Below are 21,161 nucleotides of genomic sequence, written 5' to 3' on the forward strand. Positions count from 1 at the left end.
TAGGTGGTCATCCACGCTGCTGCGGTTGCGGCAGAGGCATGACTACAAGAAACGCGTTCAAGGATAACCAAAAACGTCATGACCGAGATTGCCCACGCCTCTTACGAGATCACCGTTCAGCCCAGCGGCCGAGCATTTGCCACTCAGGGCTCCGAAACCATTCTGGCCGCAGCCATACGCACCGGCGTAGGCCTGCCCTATGGCTGTAAGGATGGCGCCTGCGGCTCCTGCAAGTGCAAGAAGCTGAGCGGCGAAGTGAGCCACGGCGCGCACTCCGACAAGGCCTTGTCTGCCGAGGAAGAGGCCGCCGGCTATGTGCTGACCTGCTGCGCCACGCCTCACACGCCCGTGGTGCTCGAGTCGCGCCAGGTGACGGACGCCAGCTCTTTCCCAATCAAGAAGATGCCGGTGCGCGTATCGGGTCTGGAAAAAAAATCGTCTGACGTGATGCAAGTGGGCCTGCAGCTGCCGGCCAGCGAGAAATTCCGCTACCACGCCGGTCAGTATGTGGAATTCATACTGCGCGACGGCTCGCGCCGCGCCTACTCTATGGCCACGGCACCCCATGTGCAGGAAACCGCCCCCGGCATCGAGCTGCATATCCGCCACATGCCCGGCGGCAAGTTCACCGACCATGTGTTTGGCACCATGAAGGAAAAGGAAATTTTGCGCGTGGAAGGCCCGTTCGGCAGCTTCTTCCTGCGCGAGGACTCGGACAAGCCCATCATCTTGCTGGCCTCGGGCACCGGTTTTGCGCCCATCAAGGCGCTGATCGAGCACATGCGCCACAAGGGCATCAACCGCCCCACCTCGCTGTACTGGGGCGGCCGCCGTCCGGAAGATCTGTACTACGCCAGCTGGATTGCCGAGCACACGGCCGACATGCCCCAGTTCCAGTACGTGCCCGTGGTCTCCGACGCCCAGGCCGGGGATGCCTGGACCGGCCGCACCGGTTTTGTGCACCAGGCCGTGCTCGACGACTTTGCCGATCTCTCCGGCTATCAGGTCTATGCCTGCGGCGCACCCGTGGTGGTGGATTCGGCCCGCAGCGCCTACATCAAGGATCGCGGCCTGCCGGAAGAGGAATTCTTCGCCGACGCTTTTACTTCCGAAGCCGACAAGTAAACAGCGCCTTCAAGCACACCCTGGAGTCAAAGCATCTCGAACCAGGGTTTGCGCGCAGTTTTCCTGCCTCAATAACTGCGCCCACCGATAGGGTTGCAATTTTTTGCACAATACACAGCCATGAACCGTAGAAACAGCCTTCTCTCGGTCATGGCGGCCGCAGCTGCCTTGGCCTCTCCTCTTGCCCTGGCCCAAGAACCCATCCGTCTGATCGTGCCCTATGCGCCCGGTGGTCCTCTGGACATCACCTCGCGCGCACTGGCCGAGCGGGTGCGTGATTCTCTGGGTGTGGTCATCATCGACAACAAGGCCGGAGCCGGCGGCAACATCGGTGCCGATGCCGTGGCCAAGGCCACCCCCGATGGCATGACCATAGGCCTGGCAGCCACGGCCACGCACGCCGTCAACCCCTGGCTCTATTCCAAGATGCCCTACGACGCAGGCAAGGACTTTGCCGGCATCACGCAAATGGTGCGCGTACCCAATGTGCTGGTGATAAACGCCGCCAAGGCCGAGCAGCTCAAGATCCACAGCGTGGCCGATCTGATCGCCTACGCCAAAAGCCATCCTGCCAAACTCAACTACGGCAGTGGCGGCAATGGTTCTGCAGGCCATCTGGCCGGCGAGATGCTCAAGCAGAAAGCCGGTATTTTTGCCCTGCACGTACCTTACCGTGGCGCCAATCCGGCACAGCTGGCCCTGCTGTCGGGCGAGGTTGATTTCAACATCGACAACCTAGCCGCCGCCGCACCCAATATCAAGAGCGGCAAGCTCAAGGCGCTGGCCGTGACATCGCTCAATGCCACACCGCTGCTGCCCGGCGTGCCTCCCCTGTCCAAGACCTACCCCGGTTTCTCCATTGACACCTGGTGGGGTCTGGTGGCTCCTGCCGGCACACCCAAACCGGTGCTGGACAAGCTGAGCAAGGCCTTCAACGACGCCCTGAACGCCCCCGAGACCAAGACCCGCTTCAACACGCTGATGGCCGAACCCGTGGGCTCCACGCCCGCCGAGTTCGACAAGTTCATGGCTGCCGAACGCGCCAAGTACCAGCCCATCGTCAAGGCCTCCGGCGCCAAGGTGGACTGATACCCCTGCGCCAGCCAGCAAAAAGCCCCGTCGCTGCAAGGCCATGGGGCTTTGATGTTTTTAGCCTCCATCGCTTGAGGAACAAGCGCAAGCAGCTATCAAATCAGGAATAAATCATCAGCGCCACCAATCGGGGCCGGACTTGAGCTCAATCCCCTGGTCGGCCACGGCCTGCAGCTGCGCGGCACTTACACATTGCGGCACGACTTCGGCCAGCGGAACCAGCACAAAAGCCCGCTCCCACATGCGCGGATGCGGCACGAGCAGCTCGGCAGCCTCTGACTGCCAGTCCGCCCAGAGTTCAATATCCAGGTCCAGCGTGCGCGGTGCATTGCGGTAAGGCCGCTCGCGGCCGGCGGCCAGCTCCAGCGCCTGCAGCGCATGGAGAAACTCCTGCGGCGCCTGCTGCGTCTCGACCAAGGCCAAGGCATTCAGATAGTCGGGGCCAGAAGAATCCACGGGAGCCGTGCTGTAGAGCGAAGACACTGCCAGCAACTGCGTCTGCGGCAAGCGGGCCATGGCCAGCACCGCTTCGCGCAGCACCTGGCCTGCATCGCCCAGATTCGCACCCAAGCCCACCGCCACCGTATTCGGCGGCAGTACGGCCAGGGGCTTACTCATTGCCGCCGCTGCTGCCGGCACCCTCGGCGCCAGCAGGCTTGCGGCGACGGCGGCGGCGCTTCTTGGGAGCGCCTCCATCCTCTGCAACCTGATCCAGCATGGCCGGCTCTGCGGAGTCAGCCACAGCACCGTCTTCACGCACAGCCTTGGCACGGGGTGCACGCGGCGCCTTGGGTGTGCTCGATTGCTGGGCACGCTGGCGGGCACGCTGCTCGTCGCGGGCCTGGGCAATCAGGTCTTCGCGCACGGCATCATTGGCCTGCTGGAACTCCTGCCACCAGGCGGCCAGGCTTTCCTCGATCTCGCCCACATCGGCACGCAGGCGCAAAAAGTCAAAACCGGCACGAAAACGTGGCTGCGCCACCAGGGAGAGCGGAGTGGCTCCGGTGCGCTTGTCAAAGCGCGGCTGCATGACCCAGATTTCCCGCATGTCCGCCGCCAGCTTGCCGCGGCCCGACACATCGCCAATGCGCGCGTCAAACACTTCGTCAATCGACTCCTGCAGCGCGGGGAAAGGATGCGAGCCCTTGGCCAGACGCTTTTCCCAGCCGGTCTTCACGTCCTGCCAGAGCACGCAGGCCAGCAGAAAGCTCGGCGCCACAGGCTTGCCTTCGCCCACGCGGCGATCGGTATCGATCAGGGCGGCCTGCACAAACGGGTGGTCTGCACGCTCCATGACCACGTCCAGCAAGGGATAGATGCCGCGCGACAGGCCCAGGGCCTTCAACTGTTCCACCGAGGCAATGGCATGGCCGGTCTGCAGCAACTTAAGCATTTCGTCAAACAAACGGCTTTGCGGCACATCGTTGAGCAAGGGCTCGCATTCCACCAGCGGCTTGGCCGTCTTGGCATCGAGCTTGAAGCCCTTGCCCGCAAGCTTGGCCGCAAAGCGCACGGCGCGGATGATGCGCACCGGGTCTTCGCGATAGCGCGTGGCCGGGTCGCCAATCATGCGCAGCACTTTTTTCTTGGCATCCGCAATGCCGCCGTGATAGTCGACCACGATTTGTGTCTCGGGGTCGTAGTACATGGCGTTGATGGTGAAGTCGCGGCGCGTGGCATCCTGGTCCTGCGGACCCCAGACGTTGTCGCGCAGCACACGGCCGCTGGCATCCACCGCATGCTTCATGCTGGCCAGCTGGACTTTGCTGGTGCGCTCGTTGCCACTCACGGCTTCAGCAGCGCTGTTGTCCAGAAAGGCGCGGAAAGTGGAGACTTCGATGACTTCGTTCTCGCGCCCGCGGCCGTAGACCACGTGCACGATACGAAAGCGCTTGCCGATGATGAAGGCGCGGCGAAACAGGCTTTTGACCTGCTCGGGCGTGGCATTAGTGGCCACGTCGAAATCCTTGGGACGCAGGCCCAGCAGCAGATCGCGCACCGCGCCACCCACGATGTAGGCCTCGTAGCCCTCATCCTTCAATGTCTGCACCACATCCACGGCACGGTGGTCCACCAGATTGGGGTCAATGCCGTGCACTTGCACCGGCACCTCGTCGCGCTTGCCGAACTTGGGCTTGCGCGAACGTGTGGCCGAGGGCTCTTTGCCCAGCAGCTTGTCGATAAACGTTTTGATCATGGTGCTTTGCTAAATATGTCCACGATGCGCCAGCCGCGTTCCTGAGCCAAAGCTCGCAACCGCTCATCGGGGTTGGTGGCCACGGGATGATTGACACGCTCCAGCAGCGGCACATCGTTCCACGAGTCACTGTAAAAAGTGGTTTCCACGCCATCCCAGGTCAGGTCCCGGTCTGCCAGCCACTGCTGCATGCGCTGCACCTTACCTTCGCGCATATTGGGTATGCCTTCGATCTCGCCCGTGAACCAGCCGCTCGCATCGCGCACCAGTTCCGTAGCCAGCAGGTGCTGCACGCCAAAGGCCTGCGCAATCGGACGGGTCACAAATTCATTGGTCGCCGAGGTAATCACCACGGTGTCGCCTGCATCCAGGTGCTGCTGCACCAGTTGCATGGCCGCAGGTTGCATGGCGGGCCGGATCACCTCGTCCATGAAACGCTGGTGCGCTGCGTCGGAGGCTTGCTGACCGCGCTCCACCACGGCGGCCGTGGCAAAGCGCACATAGTCTGGCACATTGAGCTGACCGGCCTGGTAGTCGGCAAAGAAGGCGTCATTCTGGCGGCCGAACGCTTCGCGGTCGCACCAGCCAATGGCAATGGAGAACTCGCCCCAGCCATGGTCGGAATCCAGCGGCAGCAGCGTGTGATCCAGGTCAAACAAGGCCAGCTTGGGCTTGTTCGGCAAATCAGAAGAAGTCGACATGCAAATCCAACATAAAAACAGGCTCCGGCAGCGCCAGAGCGGAATACGACACACGCGGCGTCACTCAGTTTCCATCATGGTCTTGAGCAAGGGGATGGTGATGGCGCGCTTGTTGCGCAAGGCAAAACCGTCCAGCATGTCCAGCAGTTGCATCAGGCTGCCCAGATCGCGTGAGAAACGCCTGAGCATGTAATCCATGACATCGTCGCTCAGAAAAACGCCGCGGACGTCGGCTTCCTGACGCAAGACGGCACGACGGGCCGGCTCATCGAGCAGTTGCAGCTGAAACACATGGCCCCAGCCCAGCCGGGTGCGCAAATCCTCGCGCAGCTTCAGGTCTGCCACGGGCAGTTGCCCGGCACCCAGCACCCAGCGCGGCGAACCGGTGGCGGGGCTGGTGGCGTTGACAAACCAGTTGAAGGCCCGGGCCTGCTGCAAGGGCGTGTAGAGATCCACATCATCCATCAGCACGGCAGCCCAGCGTTCGTCAAACTCTGGCGGAAAGCCCGTGCTCGCATCCATCCAGCCCACCATGGCGCCCTGCTCGCGCAGCGCTTCGCGCACCGCCTTGAGCAAATGGGTTTTTCCAGACCCGGACTCGCCCCACAGATAGGTGGGCACCGGCGTACGCGATTGTTGCAGCTGACCGTCGCCCACCCAATGGCGCAAGTGATCGATCACTGCGGCATTCGGGCCGACAAAGAAACGCGACAGCGTCGGGCTCGACGCCATGCTGATATTCAAGGCCAGCTGCTTCATCTGCGGCATACGCGCAGCGCCCCCTTCCCTAGGCCCGAGGCGGCCCATGCAGCAGAGTCAGGCAAAAATGTCGTCAGCAGCATCAATGGATGGGAAATACGGAAGTCCTGCGCAAGGCCTCATGACCCGGATCGCGGAGATAGAAAATGTCTGATTTTAGTCTGCGCCGCGCCCTGTTGGCTGCGAAGCCGCTGTTTTCGCCACACCACGCTCATGCCGTTGCCATAGGCATTGGTCCAGCAAAACCCTTTGATGCTACACCTTGCCCGCACGCCAAGTCGGCAGGAGCCGTAGAATCCCGGGGTTCTAGCCCACCCAGGGCACACCTGCACCGGATTCATCGATGAGCTCTTCTGCATCCTCCTCTACCCCCATTTCCTACAAAGACGCTGGTGTTGATATCGACGCTGGCGACGCACTGGTCGAACGCATCAAGCCCTTGGCCAAGAAGACCATGCGCGAAGGCGTGATGGCCGGCATCGGCGGTTTTGGCGCCCTGTTCGAAGTCCCCAAGCGCTACAAGGAGCCTGTGCTGGTTTCCGGCACCGATGGCGTGGGCACCAAGCTCAAGCTGGCTTTCGAGTGGAATATGCATGACACCGTGGGTATCGACCTGGTGGGCATGAGCGTGAACGACGTGCTGGTGCAAGGCGCCGAGCCCCTGTTCTTCCTCGATTACTTTGCCTGCGGCAAGCTGGATGTGGACACTGCCGCAGCCGTGGTCGGCGGCATTGCCAAGGGTTGCGAGCTGTCCGGCTGCGCCCTGATCGGCGGCGAAACCGCTGAAATGCCCGGCATGTACCCCGCTGGCGAATACGACCTCGCGGGTTTTGCCGTGGGTGCCGTGGAAAAGTCCAAGATCCTGACCGGTCAGAACGTCAAGCCTGGCGATGTGGTGCTGGGCCTGGCCTCGCACGGCGTGCATTCCAACGGTTTCTCGCTGGTGCGCAAGTGCATCGAGCGCGCCGAAGCCCAAGGCAGCGTGCCCGAGACCCTGGACGGCAAGCCCTTCAAGGCCGCCATCATGGAACCCACCCGCCTGTACGTGAAGAACGTGCTGGCAGCGCTGGACAAGCACCCCATCAAGGCGCTGGCCCACATCACCGGCGGCGGCTTGCTGGAAAACATTCCTCGCGTGCTGCCCGACGGCACGGCCGCCCACCTGACGGCCGGCAGCTGGCCTCAGACCGAACTGTTTGCCTGGCTGCAGAAAACCGCCGGCATTGACGATATCGAGATGAACCGCACCTTCAACAACGGTATCGGCATGGTGGTGGTGGTGGCAGCCGAAGACGCTGCAGCCACGGCAGCCACTCTGACCGAGCTGGGCGAGAAGGTCTACACCATCGGTGCCATTGCAGAACGTGGCCAAGGCCAAGCGGTTGAAGTACGCTAACTCCTAGTTCAACCCTTTGAAACCGCGCATGCCGCAGCATCTGCCCGCCGCCTTGGTGACCTCTTCACCAGAACCCTCTTCCAAGGTAGTTCTGGCCAGTTACCTTCTGATGGGGGCGGCGCTGCTGCTGGTCATGCACCAGGGCCTGCTGCCAGGCCTGTTGTGCGTGTGCCTGGGCTTTGTGCTCACGCGCAGCCTCTCGCGTCTGCTGGCCCGCGCCAACCCGCGCGCCCGCGCAAGCAATCTGCTGCCGCGCTGGGCGCAGGTCCTGGCCACCACCATCGTCATTCTGGCGCCCCTGGCCTTGCTGAGCGGCGCCCTCTCACACACCCGCACCTACATCACCGAAGCACCTGCCCAGTACAAGGAGCTGCTGGACTATCTGGCCGCCACGGTGCTGGAGTTGCGTGAGAAGCTGCCTGCCGACATGGGCGCCCAGCTGCCCCATGGTGCCGAGGAAATTCAGCAAAAGCTGGCCGGCTATCTGGCCGCCAAAGCCGGTGTGGTGGCCCATGCAGGCCGCGCCTGGCTGACCGGTCTGCTCTACGCCTATGTGGGCCTGATCATTGGCGCCCTGGCTGCCGTACGCCCCATTTCCACGCGCCGCCCGCCGCTGGTGCAAGCACTCAGGCAGCGCATTCTGTATTTTGGTCTGGCCTTCAAGCAGATTGTGGCGGCCCAGTTCTGGATTGCGGCCTTCAATACCTTGCTGACTTCCATCTTTCTGCTGGCCATTTTGCCCATCTGGAAGCTGGAGCTGCCCTATACCCCGGCTCTGATCACCCTGACCTTTCTGGCCGGACTCATTCCCATCGTCGGCAATCTGCTGTGCAATGCCGTGCTCACTTTGGTGGGTCTGTCGGTGTCCCCGGTGGCTGCCGCCGCCTGCCTGGGCTTTCTGATCCTGATTCACAAGGCTGAATACGTGATCAACGCCAAGGTGGTGGGCACGCGCACTCATATGGGCGTGTGGGAGCTGCTGGCAGTGATGTTTGTGGCCGAATCGGTGTTCGGCCCTGCCGGACTGGTGGCTGCGCCGCTGTTCTACGCCTACCTCAAGAAAGAGCTGGAAGCCGTGAGACTGGTCTGAGAACGTGTTTACGATCTCTACGCAGCCGCGTTGAGGCGCAATCGGGATGAGTTCGAAGCGGTGTGGAGCAGCTTGCACCGGGGTGCAAGCAAGCCGCAGCGCGAAGAAATCGCCCGATTTTGCCTCAACCCTTTGGGCCAATGCCTTTGCGGGCCGTCTGCGGTGTTGCGGTCACTTGCAAGGCAACAGCCTTGCTGCGCACCCGCGCCTAGCATCCTACCCCGCAGGTGCTGGCACGGCGCCGAGGAGATCGTAAACACGTTCTAAGCCTCAGCCTTCCTTGCGCAGATTTTCCATGGTTTTTTCAATAAAAACCGCCTCTTTCCCTTGCGCTGTCTGCGCATAGCGCTCCAGATCCAATAGCGCTCTATCCGCCACACCCCACTCGGCATAAGCCAGGCCGCGGTCGCGGTACAGCTCAGCCATCTCGGGGCGCAGCAGCAGTAGGCGGTTGAGCACGGCCACCAGCATGGGCCAGTCGCGCTGGGACAGATGAATCTCCTGCAGATTGCGCAACATGCGCTCCACCACGTCGCGCGCCTTGGCCGATTGCAGAAACAGCCCCAGAGGCGCAGCTTCGTCGGAGGTGATGCCGGCATCGTCCAGAAACGGCTGCAGCCGCTCGGACAATCGATTGGCGGAGAAAGACTCGCCCGAGAGCGGATCCAGCACCACCTGCCCTTGGGGCAGCAACACCTTGACCATGAAGTGGCCCGGAAAGCTGATGCCTTCGACCGGTAGGTCAATGCTTGCGGCCAGCTCCAGCCAGATCAGTGCGACGCTGATGGGAATACCGCGCCGCGTTTGCAGCACATGGTGGATATAGCTATTGGCCGGATCGTAATAGTTGTTGAGATTGCCGGCGAAACCCAGCTCGACGTAGAAGAATCGGTTGAGCAGGCTCAGTTTTTGCAGCGCATCGCTCTCGCCGGCCAGGCGCTGCTGCAGGCGAACCTGCAGGCGATCCATCTCGGCCACCACGGTTTGCAGGTCCAGATCGGGCTCGGCATCCTGGGCAATGCTGATGGCCGCTTCCATCAGCGCAAAGTTTTCATCGCTTTGCACCAGGGAAGCAAAGTACTGCAGGGCCGTGGGGTGCTCATCAATAGTCCAGCTCATAAGCCGCTTTGTATGCCTAGTTAAACCTGACTGCAAGTCAGAACTGCACCAACACGCATATAGGACAGGCGCATGGCGCTCACTTTTTGATGAGTTGACATCCCGCAGGGATTAGCGCCGCAGCAGCTGACGCAAGTTCAGACCGGCAATCCGCAGCACGCCAAAGTACAGAGCGGCAGCGGCCAGCATCAGCGCCGTCAGCAGGCCGGCACGCTGCAAGCCATGGGCACGCATGCCTATCCAGTCAAAGTGCTGATTGGCCCATAGCAGCAGCGCGGCCAGCAAGATGCTGGCGGCTGTCACCTGTGCCAGCAGCTTGAGCCAACCAGGGCCGGGCATGTACACGCCACGGCGCAGCAGGCCAATCAGCAGCCAGCTGGCATTGACCAGTGCTGCCAGGCCGATGGACAGTGCCAGCCCCGTATGCGCCAGCCAGGGCACCAGAGCCAGATTGAGCAACTGGGTAATGATCAGCACGGCAATCGCAATCTTGACCGGCGTGCGGATATCCTGACTCGCGTAATAGCCCGGAGCCAACACCTTGATGGCCACCAGCCCCAGCAGGCCTACGCCATAGCCGATCAGCGCCAGGGCAATCTGCCCTACATCGTGGTCTTGCAGGGCGCCGCGGTGAAACAGCGTTGCCACCAGCGGTGTGGCAAAAGTAAGCAAGCCCACCGCACAGGGCACGGCCAGCAGCACGACCAGACGCAGCCCCCAGTCCAGCATATTGGAGTAGCGCTGCAAATCGCCGGCTGCCTTGGCTGCTGCCAGCTGAGGGGTCAAAACCACGCCCAGGGCCACACCCAGCAGCGAAGTGGGAAATTCCATCAGCCTATCGGCATAAAACAGCCAAGTCACGCTGCCGGTCGCCATGTACGAGGCAATCTGCGTATTGATCATCAGCGAAATCTGGGCCACGCCCACGCCCAGCAAGGCAGGCAGCATGAGAGACAGAATGCGGCGCACGCCGGCCTCATCCCAGGCCTCGCGCAAGGAGCCGGGCGTAAAACCGATACGCGGCATCAGGCCCATTTTCATCAGCGCCGGCAGTTGCACGCCCAGCTGCAGCACACCTCCCAGCATGACGCCACCGGCCATGGCATAGATGGGTTCGATGCCGTGGCGGCCAAACCAGGGCGCGGCAAACACGGCCGCCACAATCATGCTCAGATTCAGCAGCACCGGCGTGGCCGCAGGCACGGCAAATTTCTTCCAGGTATTGAGAATGCCGGCCGACAGCGCCACCAGCGACATGAAACCGATGTAGGGAAACATCCAGCGCGTCATGACCACCGCAGCGTGGTAACCCTCAGGCGCCTGGCGCATGCCGCTGGCCAGCAACCACACCAGCAGCGGCGCGCCGATCACGCCCAGCACGCAGACCACGACCAGAGCCCAGAACAAGATGGTGGCTACATGGTTGATGAGCTGGCGCGTGGCCTCCTCGCCTTCCTTGGCCTTGCTGGCGGCCAGCACGGGCACAAAGGCCTGGCTGAAAGCACCTTCGGCAAAAAGCCGTCTGAAGAGGTTGGGAATTCTGAATGCGACATTGAACGCATCTGTCAGGGCATTGGCCCCGAACATGGAGGCCATGAGCAGATCGCGCACCAGCCCGGAAATACGGGAGGCCAGCGTCAGCAGGGATACGGTGGAGGCGGCTTTGAACAGTGACACGCAGCGAAGTGTATGCGTTCGCAGCCGGGGCTGCTGGCCGATCTGTGCCATTTGAAACCAGTATCCGTGCTGGTTTTGCACTCTGTAGCAACTCTCCCGCTGCTACCGCCCACTAGGGACCTGGATGGGTCGGCCCAAACCCTGGCGGACAGCCGTGGTAGAATCTTCGGCTTTGCTGACATCATCCTCAAACACAAGGAATTAAATCATGGCAACTAAAGCCAAAAAGAACCCCCGTCTGGCTTCTGGCCGCAAGCGCGCTCGCCAGAACGTCAAGCTGAACGCAGCCAACACTTCGCTGCGTTCCAAGTATCGTACCGCTGTCAAGAACGTCGAAAAGGCTGTTGTGGCCGGCGACAAGACCAAGGCAGCTGAACTGTTTGCCAAGGCTCAGTCCGTGCTCGACGCGATCGCTGACAAGGGCATCTTCCACAAGAACAAGGCTGCTCGCGATAAGAGCCGTCTGTCCGCCAAGGTTAAGACCCTGGCACTCGCCGCTTAATACCGGCAACCCTCTCTCAAGCACGGAGAGCTGAGATTCACATCAAAGCCCTCTGCCGTTTGTAATAGGTGCGCTGTCAGCAAAACATCAAAACCGCCTTCGGGCGGTTTTTTTGTGCCCGAAATTCAACACTTTTGCAGAAAGCGCCGCAGCCGTCCGCTTTCACCGGCACCCGCCCGCACAGGGCATGAATCGCACTACTACCAATTGATTAGCGTCAAATTCCGGCTTCCCTAGGACAATCTCAGGGTCGGAGAGTCTTGTGTCTTCTATAGGACTGCTCTCTGTATCTTCGCAAAAAGCCTGCCGACTGAATGCAGGCTTTTTTTGTCGTCAAGCCCTAGAAGAAATCATGAAAAAGTCGATCCAAGCAGGATTGGGAGCTCTCGCAGTCCTGATCCTGGCCGCGCTATTGTTTTTATTTTGGCCGCTGTTCCCCCGCTCCGTCCCCAAGGCCGAGAACGAGCAGCCCGTGGATGTGGTGATGGTGGGCGCCGGCGTGATGAGCGCCACGCTGGCCACCTATCTGCAAGAGCTGCAGCCTGACTGGAAGATCGAGGTCTTCGAGCGCCTCGACGGCGTGGCCCTGGAAAGCTCCAACGGCTGGAACAACGCCGGCACCGGTCACTCCGGCTTTGCCGAACTCAACTACACGCCCCAGTTGCCCGACGGCAGCGTGGAGACCAAGCGTGCCGTGGGCATTGCCGAGCAGTTCGAAGTGACGCGCCAGTTCTGGGCCCACCAGATCGGCCGCGGCCACCTGCAGTCGCCCGAGACCTTTGTGAACCCCACACCCCACATGAGCTTTGTCTGGGGTGAGGACAACATCACCTTCCTGAAAAAGCGCCAGCAGGCCCTGATCCAGAACCCCTTGTTCTACGGCATGGAGTATTCCGAAGACCAGGAACAGATCAAGAAGTGGGCTCCGCTGATGATCGAAGGCCGCGATGCCAGCCAGAAGCTGGCCGCCACCTATATGCCCCTGGGCACCGACGTGAACCATGGCGTCTGGACCGAGCAGCTCGTGGCCTCGCTCAAGCAAGGCCCCAACTTCAATCTGCACCTGCAAAGCGAAGTCACGGCCCTGCGCCAGAACGCCGACAAGACCTGGAACGTGACCGTGGCCAACCTGGCCGATGGCCGCAAGGAAAAGACCGTCAAGGCCAAGTTCGTGTTCGTGGGTGCTGGCGGTGCCGCACTCAAGCTGCTGCAGGCTTCGGGCATCCCTGAATCCAAGAACTACGCCGGCTTCCCCGTGGGCGGTCAATTCCTGGCCATCGAGAACCCCGAACTGGCTGCCCGCCACGACGTCAAAGCCTACGGCATTGCCTCCACCGGCTCGCCTCCCATGTCCGTGCCTCATCTGGACGCCCGCAAGCTTGACGGCAAGCCCGTGATGCTGTTCGGACCCTTCGCCCTGGCCACGACCAAGTTCCTCAAGAACGGCTCCTGGTGGGATTTGTTCTCCTCGGTCAACCATGACAATCTGATGGGCATGCTGCGCGTCGGCATCCACAACCTGGATCTGGTTCAGTACCTGCTGCAACAAGCCGAGCTGACCGACGAAGACCGCCAGGCCGTGCTAGCCCAGTACTTCCCCCATGCCAAGCGTGAGGACTGGAAGCTGGTCACCGCCGGTCAACGGGTGCAGATCATCAAGCGCGACGCGGAAAAAGGTGCCGTGCTGCAATTCGGCACCGAGATCGTTGCCTCCGAAGACGGCAGCATTGCCGCCCTGCTGGGTGCTTCGCCCGGTGCTTCCACCGCACCTCACATCATGCTGAACCTGCTCAAGAAGTCCTTCCCCGAGCAGATGGCCGGCGCCGAATGGAAGGCCCAGATCCAGCAGATCGTGCCTTCCTACGGTCGCAAGATCAATGAGGATGCCGCCTATACCAACGAGATCCGCCGCATGACCAGCTCTGCCTTGAAGCTGCCTTATGTGGACGTACCGCTGACCGTGGGCAAGAAGGCCGATGCACCCGTTGCTGCGCCTACCGCCGCCCCCGCTGCGCCGCAAAACCCCACACAGCTGAACAAGGAAATGCAAGCTCTCTAAGCACTGCTTCTCCTGCACAGCCCCCGCACGGCCCACGCCGTGCGGGGCTTTTTCTTGGGGCTCGCACCCTGCCGCCCCTTGTTGCCATGCCCCGCTCTCTGACCCACGGCCCCATTTGCCGCACCCTGCTGCAGTTTTCCCTGCCCCTGTGGGGCGGCTATGCGCTGCAGTCGCTCAACACCTCGGTCAACGCCTTCTGGATTGGACGCCACCTGGGCGAAGCCGCCCTGTCTGCAGCCGTACATGCCAACAATCTGTTGTTTGTGCTGATCGCCTTGATCTTCGGTATCAGCCAGGCCACCAACTTGCTGGTGGCCCAGGCCGTGGGCGCCGGCCGTTGGGCACGGGCACGCCGCATCACAGGCAGCAGTGCCGGCCTGTTTCTGGGTGCAGCCCTGCTGATGACTGCCCTGGGCTGGCCGCTGGCCGAGCCCCTGCTCAGCGCCATGGGCGCCACCCCCGCCACCGCCGCCCTGGCCGTGGACTATTTGCGCGCGCTCTTTCTGGCACTGCCGCCCATGCTGATGCTGATCTTTGTGGCCGCCGTGCTGCGCGGCACGGGCGACAGCCGCACGCCTTTTGTCGCCCTGCTGGCGGTGGCCCTGGGCGATGCAGCGCTCAACCCTTTGTTTATCTTCGGCGCCGGCCCGCTGCCGGGCTGGGGCATGGCCGGATCGGCCCTGGCCACTCTGGTGGCCAACAGCCTGGGCCTCATCGGCCTGCTGGCCTGGTTGCGCTGGCGGCGGACTCCGCTGTGGATAGGCTGGCGCCAGCGCCGCTACCTGCGACCCACGCCCGAACTGGTGCGCTGCCTCATCACCAAGGGCTTGCCCATGGGACTACAGATGCTGCTGGTGGCACTCTCTCTGGTGCTGATGCTGACCCTGGTCAACCGCCACGGAGCCCAGGCTTCGGCCGCCTATAGCGCGGCCCTGCAGCTGTGGGCCTATGTGCAGATGCCGGCCATTGCCGTGGCCTCGGCCTGCGCTACCATCGCCGCCCAGAACGTGGGCGCGGGTCACTGGCCGCGCGTGGCCCGCACGGCACGCGCCGGCGTGATCTGCCACTTGCTGCTGACCGGCAGCTGCGTGACCTTGATCCTGGCTTTCGACCGCTCGGTGCTGGCCTGGTTTCTGCCCGAAGGCAGCGCCGCCCTGGAGCCGGCGCGCCACCTCAATCGCATCGTGCTGTTCTCGTTTGTGCTGCTGGGCGTGAGCGGCGTGCTCGCGGGAGTCGTGCGTTCCACAGGTGCCGTGCTGGTACCGCTGGCCATCCTGGCTCTGGCCTTATGGGGTGTGCGCCTGCCCCTGGCGTGGGGGCTGCAGCCGCTGTGGGGACTGGATGCACTGTGGTGGAGCTTTCCGCTCAGCGCTCTGGTATCCATGCTGCTGTCCCTGGCCTATTACCGCTGGGGCCCCTGGCGCGAAGCCCGTCTGCTAGCTACGGCGAACACCGGCCGCTGAGCCCGCTGCAGGCAAAGACAGGCACAAAAAAAGCTTCCCTTGGAAGCCTTTGTCGTTTGCGCGGTGCTTTGGCAGCAGAGATATTTTCAGCCCTTGTTCGCTGCGACCTCATCGGGCAGCAGGCAGGCTTCGGCCACTTGCAGATCGTTGTCCTTGGCGAAGTTCAGACAGAAGTCCCAGGCCATGGGTTCGTAGTCCCGCAGATCGCGATTGACCACCACGCACTTGACACCATTCATCACCGTAGGCACACACCAGGGCGAATAGCTCAGATGGCTGCCTGCGCAGGCGCCGCCAGGCCGAAACTGGCTCATCACGCCCGCCAATCGCTCGGCCCAGTCGCTGGGTCGGAAGGTTTTGCCGGACTGGGTCATACCCAGAATGAACAGTTCTTTGCTGGAAGGGGTAACCATCAAATATGCGCCAAAAGGATCCGGGGCCATCGGGGCGGGGTCGCCGCCTACATGCCCAATAGATTATTCTAGCTCTTGCATAAGAGCTGGGGTCAGCCAAAGCATGTCAACCCTAGTATGACGTAGGCTCATTGCATGGCTGCGATGCGCAAAGCGCAATGTTGGGGTTATCCGGGCACTCTAGAATCGGACCTCGCAATTTTTTATGTTGCAGTGCAGGAACAAACCTTCCATCCCACTGCGCAACTGACTGTCCCGCTAGAGGAGATTTTTGCAATGACCGCTTTCATCGAGGCTGCCGAACCCCACGTGATGACCACTTACGGCCGCGTGCCCATCGCTTTGGAGCGAGGCCAGGGCTGCCGTCTGTGGGATGTCAACGGCAAGGAATACCTCGACGCACTGGGCGGCATTGCGGTCAACACCCTGGGCCACAACCATCCCAAGCTGGTGCCTGCACTGCAGGAACAGATTGCCACGCTGATCCACTGCTCCAACTACTACTACGTGCCGGGCCAGGAAAAGCTGGCAGCGCTGCTGACCGAGCGCGCCAAGATGGACAAGGCCTTCTTTTGCAGCACCGGCCTGGAAGCCAACGAAGCCGCCATCAAACTGGCCCGCAAGTACGGCGTGGACAAGGGCATCACCAACCCCGTGATCGTGGTCTATGACCACGCTTTCCACGGCCGCTCGCTGGGCACCATGAGCGCCACGGCCAACCCCAAGGTACGCGAAGGCTTTGGCCCGCTGCTGGACGGCTTTGTGCGCATTGCCGCCAACGATATCGAAGCTCTGAAGCAAGCCACCGAAGGCAACCCCAATATCGTGGGCGTGATGATGGAGCCCATCCAGGGCGAAGGCGGTCTGCACCCCATGCGCGCCGAATACATGCAGCAGGTACGCGCGCTGTGCGACGCCAATGACTGGCTGATGATTCTGGACGAAGTGCAATCGGGCATGGGCCGCACCGGCAAGTGGTTTGCCCACCAATGGGCAGGCATCGTGCCCGACGTGATGTCTCTGGCCAAGGGCCTGGGCTCGGGCGTTCCCGTGGGTGCGCTGCTGGCTCACGGCAAGGCGGCCGAAGTGCTCAAGCCCGGCAACCACGGTACCACCTTTGGCGGCAACCCCCTGTCCATGCGCGCTGGCATCGAAACCATCCGCATCATGGAAGAAGATGGCCTGTTGGCACATACCACCCAGATTGGTGCACACTTGAAAGCCAAGCTCAAGCAGGAACTGGCTGAGGTGGCAGGCGTGGTGGACGTGCGCGGCGAGGGCCTGATCATCGGCATCGAGCTGGACAAGCCCTGCGGCGTGCTGCTGGGCCGCGGCGCCGAAGCCGGCCTGCTGTTCAGCGTGACCGCCGACACCGTGGTGCGCCTGGTGCCGCCGCTGATCATGACCGAAGCCGAAGCCGACGAAGTCGTGGCCAAGCTCAAGCCCCTGATCCTGCAATTCCTGTCGGAATGAAAGACCAGCCGATGACAGCCATCAAACACTATCTGCAATTTTCCGATTTCACGGCCGACGATTACGACTACCTGCTGTCGCGCGCTGCCCTGATCAAGAAAAAGTTCAAGGGCTACGAAAAGCATCACACCCTGGTCGATCGCACCATGGCCATGATCTTCGAGAAGGCCAGCACCCGCACCCGCGTGAGCTTTGAAGCCGGCATGTACCAGCTGGGCGGCTCCGTGGTCCACCTGACCACCGGCGACAGCCAGCTGGGCCGCGCCGAACCCATCGAGGACAGCGCCCGCGTCATCAGCCGCATGACCGATCTGGTCATGATCCGCACTTTTGGCCAGGACAAAATCGAGCGCTTTGCCGAATACTCGCGCGTGCCCGTGATCAACGGCCTGACCAACGAGTTCCATCCCTGCCAGATCCTGGCCGACATCTTCACCTTCATCGAGCACCGCGGCTCCATCAAGGGCAAGGTTGTGGCCTGGGTGGGCGACGGCAACAACATGGCCAATACCTGGTTGCAGGCGGCCGATCTGCTGGGCTTCAAGGTGCATCTGTCCACGCCCGGCGGCTATGAGGTGGACGAGCAACTGGCCTTCAATGGCAAGCCCGTCAACCCCGGCTGCTACGAAGTCTTCAAGGATCCCCTGGAAGCCTGCAAGGGCGCCGATCTGGTCACCACCGACGTGTGGACCAGCATGGGCTACGAGGCCGAGAACGAAGCGCGCAAGAAGGCTTTTGCCGACTGGTGCGTGGATGCCGAGATGATGGCCGCCGCCAGGGCTGACGCCTTGTTCATGCACTGCCTGCCCGCCCACCGCGGCGAAGAGGTGGAAGCCGAAGTCATCGACGGCCCGCAATCCGTGGTCTGGGACGAGGCAGAAAACCGCATGCATGTGCAAAAAGCACTGATGGAATACCTGCTGATCGGCCGTCAGCCCGGCTGATCTGCCACGCCCTGGCCCAGCTGCATACCACCCCACCCATGCACCTGAGCCACACCCCCTTCAGACACCGCCTGCTGGTTCCGCACCCGCAGGCGGTGTTTGCATTTGTACGCCGGCTGGCCCATGGCCCCAGCCACGGTTTTGGTGCCAGCGCGCTGCACCATCCGCACATTGCTCGCCACACGCGCGTGCCTTCTTTTTTCGGGCCACGCAGGCCATTTGCCGCCCGGGTGCGCGCGCTTTATGTGCGCATCCACACGTTCTATCTGAAGTTTCTTCAAGGCCACACCTAGTGAGCCGCTGCTGCTGCTGCGCAGCGTCATCACCCATGGATACAGCTGATTCCGCAGAAGGAAGCCAGCCTGTTGCCCGCGCCCGAAATTCGAAGAAACCCCGATGAACGAAGCCATTCACCCCTGCCTGCACTGCGGCGCCTGCTGTCAAAACTACCGTGTGGAGTTTTCCGTCTACGAGCTGCAATCCATGGGCGGCACTGTGCCCGACGCCATGGCCCATGAAGTGGGCGGCAACCGTGCCCGCATGAACGGCACGGAGCGCCACCCCGTGCGCTGCGTGGCGCTGACCGAGCTGCCCCATCTAGGCGATGGCTGCCTGGGCTGCGGCATTTACGAGCAGCGCTCCAGGCCTTGCAGAGACTTTCCGTTTGCGTCTTACGGCTGCCACGAAACGCGCGAGAAATTAGGCCTGCCCGTACTTCAGGAGCAGGAAGTGGAGGCCTGGCTGGAAACGGCTTGATCGACTTGATCGACTTGGCCCACACGCGCTGGATCCGGAGCAGATGTCAGAGCCTGGCTATGAATTTTGATAGCGGCTTGCGTTTTCTCATCTTGCATTTCAACTCTGTTCATCGCTGAAACCATTGATAGACAAGCGTAATCAGCTCCTGTCTTGATGGCTTCACGCGAGCGCGTCGGAAAAAAAAAGCCTGAGGCACCGCGAAGCGGCTCAGGCTTTAGCTATTCACCAGTCTTGGCGGCTTTAAAGCCTCAAGGCTTTTTGGCGCCGGGCGCGCAGCTGTCGCCACCGCAAGCACTGCAGCCGCCACAGCCGCTGTCCTTGTCGAAGCCCGCCAGCGCGGGGTGCGACCGTGCCAGCTTGCGCTTGAGCGCCGAAGGCATGAGCCGCCAGACCAGGGCCACGGCGGCCAGGGCCACAATCAGCCCCACAATGATTTCCTGCATTTGCCGTTTCCTTTCTTCAGGTGCCGCTTAACCGGCACCCAGGGCCACTGCCACACGATAGGTGATGAAGCTGCACAGATAGGCCAGGCCAAACATATAGCTGGTCATGATCAGCGGGTAGCGCCAGCCATTGGTCTCGCGCTTGACGATGGCCAAGGTGGAGATGCACTGGGGCGCAAACACAAACCAGACCAGCAGCGACAAGGCGGTTGCCAGCGACCAGCTGTGCGCAATCAGCGGGCCCAGCTGCTGGGCCATGGCGTCGTCGCTGGAGGCCGACAGTGCGTACACCGTGCCCAGGGCACCCACGGCCACTTCGCGCGCGGCCATGCCGGGCACCAGGGCAATCGCGATCTGCCAGTTAAAGCCGATCGGTGCCAGCACCACTTCCAGCCAGCGGCCGATCTGGCCGGCAAAGCTGTAGCGGATGGCACCTTCGGTCACGCCTTCCGGTGCGCCCGGATAGCTGGCCAGGAACCACAGCACGATACTCACCGTCAAGATGATGCCGCCCACGCGGCGCAGGAAGATCAGGGCACGCTCGAACAAGCCCAGCATCAGGCTGCGCACGCTGGGCCAGCGATAGGCGGGCAGCTCCATCATCAGCGGCGTGCGCGTCTTGTTCTCGCGCGCCAGCTTGGCCACCCAGGCCACAGCCATGGCGCTGACAATGCCGCCGATATACAGGGCAAACAGCACCAGTCCTTGCAGGTTGAACAAGCCGCCCACGGTTTGCTCGGGGATGAAGGCGCCGATCAGCAGCGCATACACGGGCAGGCGCGCCGAGCAAGTCATCAGCGGCGCGATCATGATGGTCAGCAATCGGTCCCGCCAGCTGCTAATGGAGCGCGTGGCCATGATGCCGGGCACGGCGCAGGCAAAGCTGGACAGCAGCGGGATGAAGGAGCGCCCCGACAGGCCGACGGTGCCCATGATGCGGTCCAGCAGGAAGGCGGCTCGCGGCAGATAGCCAGAGTCTTCCAGCACCAGGATGAAGAAGAACAGAATCAGAATCTGCGGCAAAAAAACCAGCACGGCACCGGTGCCGGCAATCACGCCATCGACCAGCAGGCTGCGCAACACGCCCTCAGGCATGACATTGCCCACCCATTCGCCAAAATGGGCCACGCCGCCTTCAATACCTTCCATCAAAGGTTCGGCCCAGCTGAACACGGCCTGGAAGATCAGGAACAGCGTCACCAGCAACAGCAGCGTGCCCCAGACGGGGTGCAACACCACGGAGTCGATGCGGTCGTCGCGTTGGGTGTCCACCTGGGGTTCCTGCACCGCCACCCGCATGATCTCGGCCACCTGCTGGTGCAGGCTCAGCAACTGCTCCTTGGCGCCCAGGCCGGCCTTGGCCTGCCATTGTCCTTCCCTGGAAGGGACGATGAGCTGGCGGGATGCATCGCTGTCGAGCCAGGCCAGCAATTCCTTGCCGCCATCCAGGCGCACGCCCACGCTTTCCACCACGGGCATGCCCAGCGCCTGGCTGAGTTTGTCGCGGTTCACCACAATGCCCTGGCGGCGCGCCATATCGCTCATATTGAGCACCAGCACCATGGGCAAGCCCAGGGCACGCGCCTCCAGCACCAGGCGCAGGTTCAGGCGCAAATGGGTGGCATCGGTCACGCAGATCAGCAACTCTGGCGGCGCTTCACGGCTGTGCAGGCCGCTGACGATGTCGCGGGTAATGCGCTCGTCTTCGCTGTGCGCGTGCAAGCTGTAGGTGCCTGGCAGATCCAGCAAGCGCACGCGGCGCTTGGCCGGCGTGGTCAACCAGCCTTCCTTGCGCTCCACCGTCACGCCGGCGTAGTTGGCCACCTTCTGGCGGGCGCCGGTCAGCAGATTGAACAACGCAGTCTTGCCGCAGTTCGGGTTGCCCAACAGGGCCGCGCGCAGCGGTGCCTGCGCATCGGGCGCGGTCGTACCCTGGGGCTTGTTCATGG

20 protein-coding genes are annotated in these 21,161 nt (G+C 62.3%); 11 read left to right on the forward strand and 9 right to left on the reverse strand.

The window, feature by feature from the left end; all coding sequences use genetic code 11:
• Positions 1 to 78 precede the first annotated feature (78 nt).
• Positions 79 to 1,125, forward strand: coding sequence for a CDP-6-deoxy-delta-3,4-glucoseen reductase (locus EAO39_RS17920; RefSeq protein WP_120970211.1), 1,047 nt, complete (start codon positions 79 to 81; stop codon positions 1,123 to 1,125).
• 120 nt (positions 1,126 to 1,245) lie between these two features.
• A complete protein-coding gene (locus tag EAO39_RS17925) occupies positions 1,246 to 2,214 on the forward strand; it encodes a tripartite tricarboxylate transporter substrate binding protein (protein ID WP_162989608.1) in 969 nt (322 codons plus the stop codon).
• 117 nt (positions 2,215 to 2,331) lie between these two features.
• Here the strand turns inward: EAO39_RS17925 and folK are convergent, their stop codons facing one another.
• The 4 genes from folK to hda are packed head-to-tail and all read right to left on the reverse strand — an operon-like array spanning position 2,332 to position 5,874.
• On the reverse strand, positions 2,332 to 2,835 hold the full coding sequence (gene folK, locus EAO39_RS17930; protein ID WP_120970217.1) for a 2-amino-4-hydroxy-6-hydroxymethyldihydropteridine diphosphokinase: 504 nt from the start codon (positions 2,833 to 2,835) through the stop codon (positions 2,332 to 2,334).
• Positions 2,828 to 4,414, reverse strand: coding sequence for a polynucleotide adenylyltransferase PcnB (gene pcnB / locus EAO39_RS17935; RefSeq protein ID WP_120970220.1), 1,587 nt, complete (start codon positions 4,412 to 4,414; stop codon positions 2,828 to 2,830). Before pcnB ends, folK begins: the two co-directional genes overlap by 8 nt.
• Entirely contained in the window at positions 4,411 to 5,115 is a 705-nt protein-coding gene (locus EAO39_RS17940; RefSeq protein ID WP_120970223.1) for an HAD family hydrolase, read from the reverse strand. The genes pcnB and EAO39_RS17940 overlap by 4 nt, the downstream gene beginning before the upstream one ends.
• A 60-nt stretch (positions 5,116 to 5,175) precedes the next feature.
• Positions 5,176 to 5,874 carry a DnaA regulatory inactivator Hda gene (hda, locus tag EAO39_RS17945; protein WP_346427111.1) on the reverse strand — a complete coding sequence of 233 codons (699 nt, stop codon included), beginning with the start codon at positions 5,872 to 5,874 and terminating at the stop codon, positions 5,176 to 5,178.
• Positions 5,875 to 6,217: 343 nt separating this feature from the next.
• On the opposite strand from hda, the gene purM reads away from it, so the two are divergent.
• Positions 6,218 to 7,270 (forward strand): phosphoribosylformylglycinamidine cyclo-ligase, encoded by a 1,053-nt coding sequence (gene purM / locus EAO39_RS17950; RefSeq protein WP_120970230.1) that lies wholly within the window; start codon positions 6,218 to 6,220, stop codon positions 7,268 to 7,270.
• Between the two features lie 28 nt (positions 7,271 to 7,298).
• A complete protein-coding gene (locus tag EAO39_RS17955) occupies positions 7,299 to 8,360 on the forward strand; it encodes an AI-2E family transporter (protein ID WP_120970233.1) in 1,062 nt (353 codons plus the stop codon).
• A 270-nt stretch (positions 8,361 to 8,630) separates the two neighbouring features.
• On the opposite strand, the gene EAO39_RS17960 is transcribed toward EAO39_RS17955, so the two are convergent.
• On the reverse strand, positions 8,631 to 9,479 hold the full coding sequence (locus EAO39_RS17960; protein WP_120970236.1) for a transglutaminase-like domain-containing protein: 849 nt from the start codon (positions 9,477 to 9,479) through the stop codon (positions 8,631 to 8,633).
• A 111-nt stretch (positions 9,480 to 9,590) separates the two neighbouring features.
• The gene (murJ, locus tag EAO39_RS17965) at positions 9,591 to 11,156 is read right to left on the reverse strand and encodes a murein biosynthesis integral membrane protein MurJ (protein ID WP_120971238.1); all 1,566 of its coding nucleotides are present in this window, start codon (positions 11,154 to 11,156) and stop codon (positions 9,591 to 9,593) included.
• A gap of 208 nt (positions 11,157 to 11,364) precedes the next feature.
• On the opposite strand from murJ, the gene rpsT reads away from it, so the two are divergent.
• The 3 genes from rpsT to EAO39_RS17980 all read left to right on the forward strand — a co-directional run bounded on the left by rpsT (position 11,365) and on the right by EAO39_RS17980 (position 15,180).
• Entirely contained in the window at positions 11,365 to 11,658 is a 294-nt protein-coding gene (gene rpsT, locus EAO39_RS17970) for a 30S ribosomal protein S20 (RefSeq protein WP_120970239.1), read from the forward strand.
• Positions 11,659 to 12,010: 352 nt separating this feature from the next.
• Complete coding sequence (gene mqo / locus EAO39_RS17975) at positions 12,011 to 13,717, forward strand: malate dehydrogenase (quinone) (protein WP_120970242.1); 1,707 nt, start codon at positions 12,011 to 12,013, stop codon at positions 13,715 to 13,717.
• An 86-nt stretch (positions 13,718 to 13,803) separates the two neighbouring features.
• Complete coding sequence (locus tag EAO39_RS17980) at positions 13,804 to 15,180, forward strand: MATE family efflux transporter (protein ID WP_120970245.1); 1,377 nt, start codon at positions 13,804 to 13,806, stop codon at positions 15,178 to 15,180.
• Positions 15,181 to 15,266: 86 nt separating this feature from the next.
• On the opposite strand, the gene EAO39_RS17985 is transcribed toward EAO39_RS17980, so the two are convergent.
• On the reverse strand, positions 15,267 to 15,593 hold the full coding sequence (locus tag EAO39_RS17985) for a DUF3579 domain-containing protein (protein WP_120971239.1): 327 nt from the start codon (positions 15,591 to 15,593) through the stop codon (positions 15,267 to 15,269).
• Between the two features lie 276 nt (positions 15,594 to 15,869).
• Between EAO39_RS17985 and EAO39_RS17990 the strand changes: the two genes are divergently transcribed.
• The 4 genes from EAO39_RS17990 (at position 15,870) to EAO39_RS18005 (ending at position 18,766) form a co-directional block, all read left to right on the forward strand.
• On the forward strand, positions 15,870 to 17,066 hold the full coding sequence (locus EAO39_RS17990; RefSeq protein WP_120970248.1) for an aspartate aminotransferase family protein: 1,197 nt from the start codon (positions 15,870 to 15,872) through the stop codon (positions 17,064 to 17,066).
• Between the two features lie 20 nt (positions 17,067 to 17,086).
• Entirely contained in the window at positions 17,087 to 18,010 is a 924-nt protein-coding gene (gene argF, locus EAO39_RS17995) for an ornithine carbamoyltransferase (RefSeq protein WP_205589441.1), read from the forward strand.
• Between the two features lie 38 nt (positions 18,011 to 18,048).
• Entirely contained in the window at positions 18,049 to 18,303 is a 255-nt protein-coding gene (locus EAO39_RS18000; RefSeq protein ID WP_120970255.1) for a hypothetical protein, read from the forward strand.
• Positions 18,304 to 18,406: 103 nt separating this feature from the next.
• On the forward strand, positions 18,407 to 18,766 hold the full coding sequence (locus EAO39_RS18005) for a YkgJ family cysteine cluster protein (RefSeq protein WP_120970258.1): 360 nt from the start codon (positions 18,407 to 18,409) through the stop codon (positions 18,764 to 18,766).
• 251 nt (positions 18,767 to 19,017) lie between these two features.
• Here the strand turns inward: EAO39_RS18005 and EAO39_RS18010 are convergent, their stop codons facing one another.
• Both EAO39_RS18010 and EAO39_RS18015 read right to left on the reverse strand, forming a co-directional pair.
• A complete protein-coding gene (locus tag EAO39_RS18010; RefSeq protein WP_120970261.1) occupies positions 19,018 to 19,212 on the reverse strand; it encodes a hypothetical protein in 195 nt (64 codons plus the stop codon).
• A 27-nt stretch (positions 19,213 to 19,239) separates the two neighbouring features.
• Positions 19,240 to 21,159 carry a ferrous iron transporter B gene (locus tag EAO39_RS18015; protein WP_120971240.1) on the reverse strand — a complete coding sequence of 640 codons (1,920 nt, stop codon included), beginning with the start codon at positions 21,157 to 21,159 and terminating at the stop codon, positions 19,240 to 19,242.
• Between the last annotated feature and the right edge of the window lie 2 nt (positions 21,160 to 21,161).

Source organism: Comamonas sp. lk, from assembly GCF_900564145.1.
Classification (GTDB): Bacteria; Pseudomonadota; Gammaproteobacteria; order Burkholderiales; family Burkholderiaceae_C; genus Comamonas.

Bases quoted from the DNA above. Each gene is read 5' to 3' on its own strand.
- EAO39_RS17920 (WP_120970211.1), top strand. From the start codon at position 79: ATGACCGAGATTGCCCACGCCTCTTACGAGATCACCGTTCAGCCCAGC.
- EAO39_RS17925 (WP_162989608.1), top strand. From the start codon at position 1,246: ATGAACCGTAGAAACAGCCTTCTCTCGGTCATGGCGGCCGCAGCTGCC.
- folK (WP_120970217.1), bottom strand. From the start codon at position 2,835: ATGAGTAAGCCCCTGGCCGTACTGCCGCCGAATACGGTGGCGGTGGGC.
- pcnB (WP_120970220.1), bottom strand. From the start codon at position 4,414: ATGATCAAAACGTTTATCGACAAGCTGCTGGGCAAAGAGCCCTCGGCC.
- EAO39_RS17940 (WP_120970223.1), bottom strand. From the start codon at position 5,115: ATGTCGACTTCTTCTGATTTGCCGAACAAGCCCAAGCTGGCCTTGTTT.
- hda (WP_346427111.1), bottom strand. From the start codon at position 5,874: ATGAAGCAGCTGGCCTTGAATATCAGCATGGCGTCGAGCCCGACGCTG.
- purM (WP_120970230.1), top strand. From the start codon at position 6,218: ATGAGCTCTTCTGCATCCTCCTCTACCCCCATTTCCTACAAAGACGCT.
- EAO39_RS17955 (WP_120970233.1), top strand. From the start codon at position 7,299: ATGCCGCAGCATCTGCCCGCCGCCTTGGTGACCTCTTCACCAGAACCC.
- EAO39_RS17960 (WP_120970236.1), bottom strand. From the start codon at position 9,479: ATGAGCTGGACTATTGATGAGCACCCCACGGCCCTGCAGTACTTTGCT.
- rpsT (WP_120970239.1), top strand. From the start codon at position 11,365: ATGGCAACTAAAGCCAAAAAGAACCCCCGTCTGGCTTCTGGCCGCAAG.
- mqo (WP_120970242.1), top strand. From the start codon at position 12,011: ATGAAAAAGTCGATCCAAGCAGGATTGGGAGCTCTCGCAGTCCTGATC.
- EAO39_RS17980 (WP_120970245.1), top strand. From the start codon at position 13,804: ATGCCCCGCTCTCTGACCCACGGCCCCATTTGCCGCACCCTGCTGCAG.
- EAO39_RS17985 (WP_120971239.1), bottom strand. From the start codon at position 15,593: ATGGTTACCCCTTCCAGCAAAGAACTGTTCATTCTGGGTATGACCCAG.
- EAO39_RS17990 (WP_120970248.1), top strand. From the start codon at position 15,870: ATGACCGCTTTCATCGAGGCTGCCGAACCCCACGTGATGACCACTTAC.
- EAO39_RS18000 (WP_120970255.1), top strand. From the start codon at position 18,049: ATGCACCTGAGCCACACCCCCTTCAGACACCGCCTGCTGGTTCCGCAC.
- EAO39_RS18005 (WP_120970258.1), top strand. From the start codon at position 18,407: ATGAACGAAGCCATTCACCCCTGCCTGCACTGCGGCGCCTGCTGTCAA.
- EAO39_RS18010 (WP_120970261.1), bottom strand. From the start codon at position 19,212: ATGCAGGAAATCATTGTGGGGCTGATTGTGGCCCTGGCCGCCGTGGCC.
- EAO39_RS18015 (WP_120971240.1), bottom strand. From the start codon at position 21,159: ATGAACAAGCCCCAGGGTACGACCGCGCCCGATGCGCAGGCACCGCTG.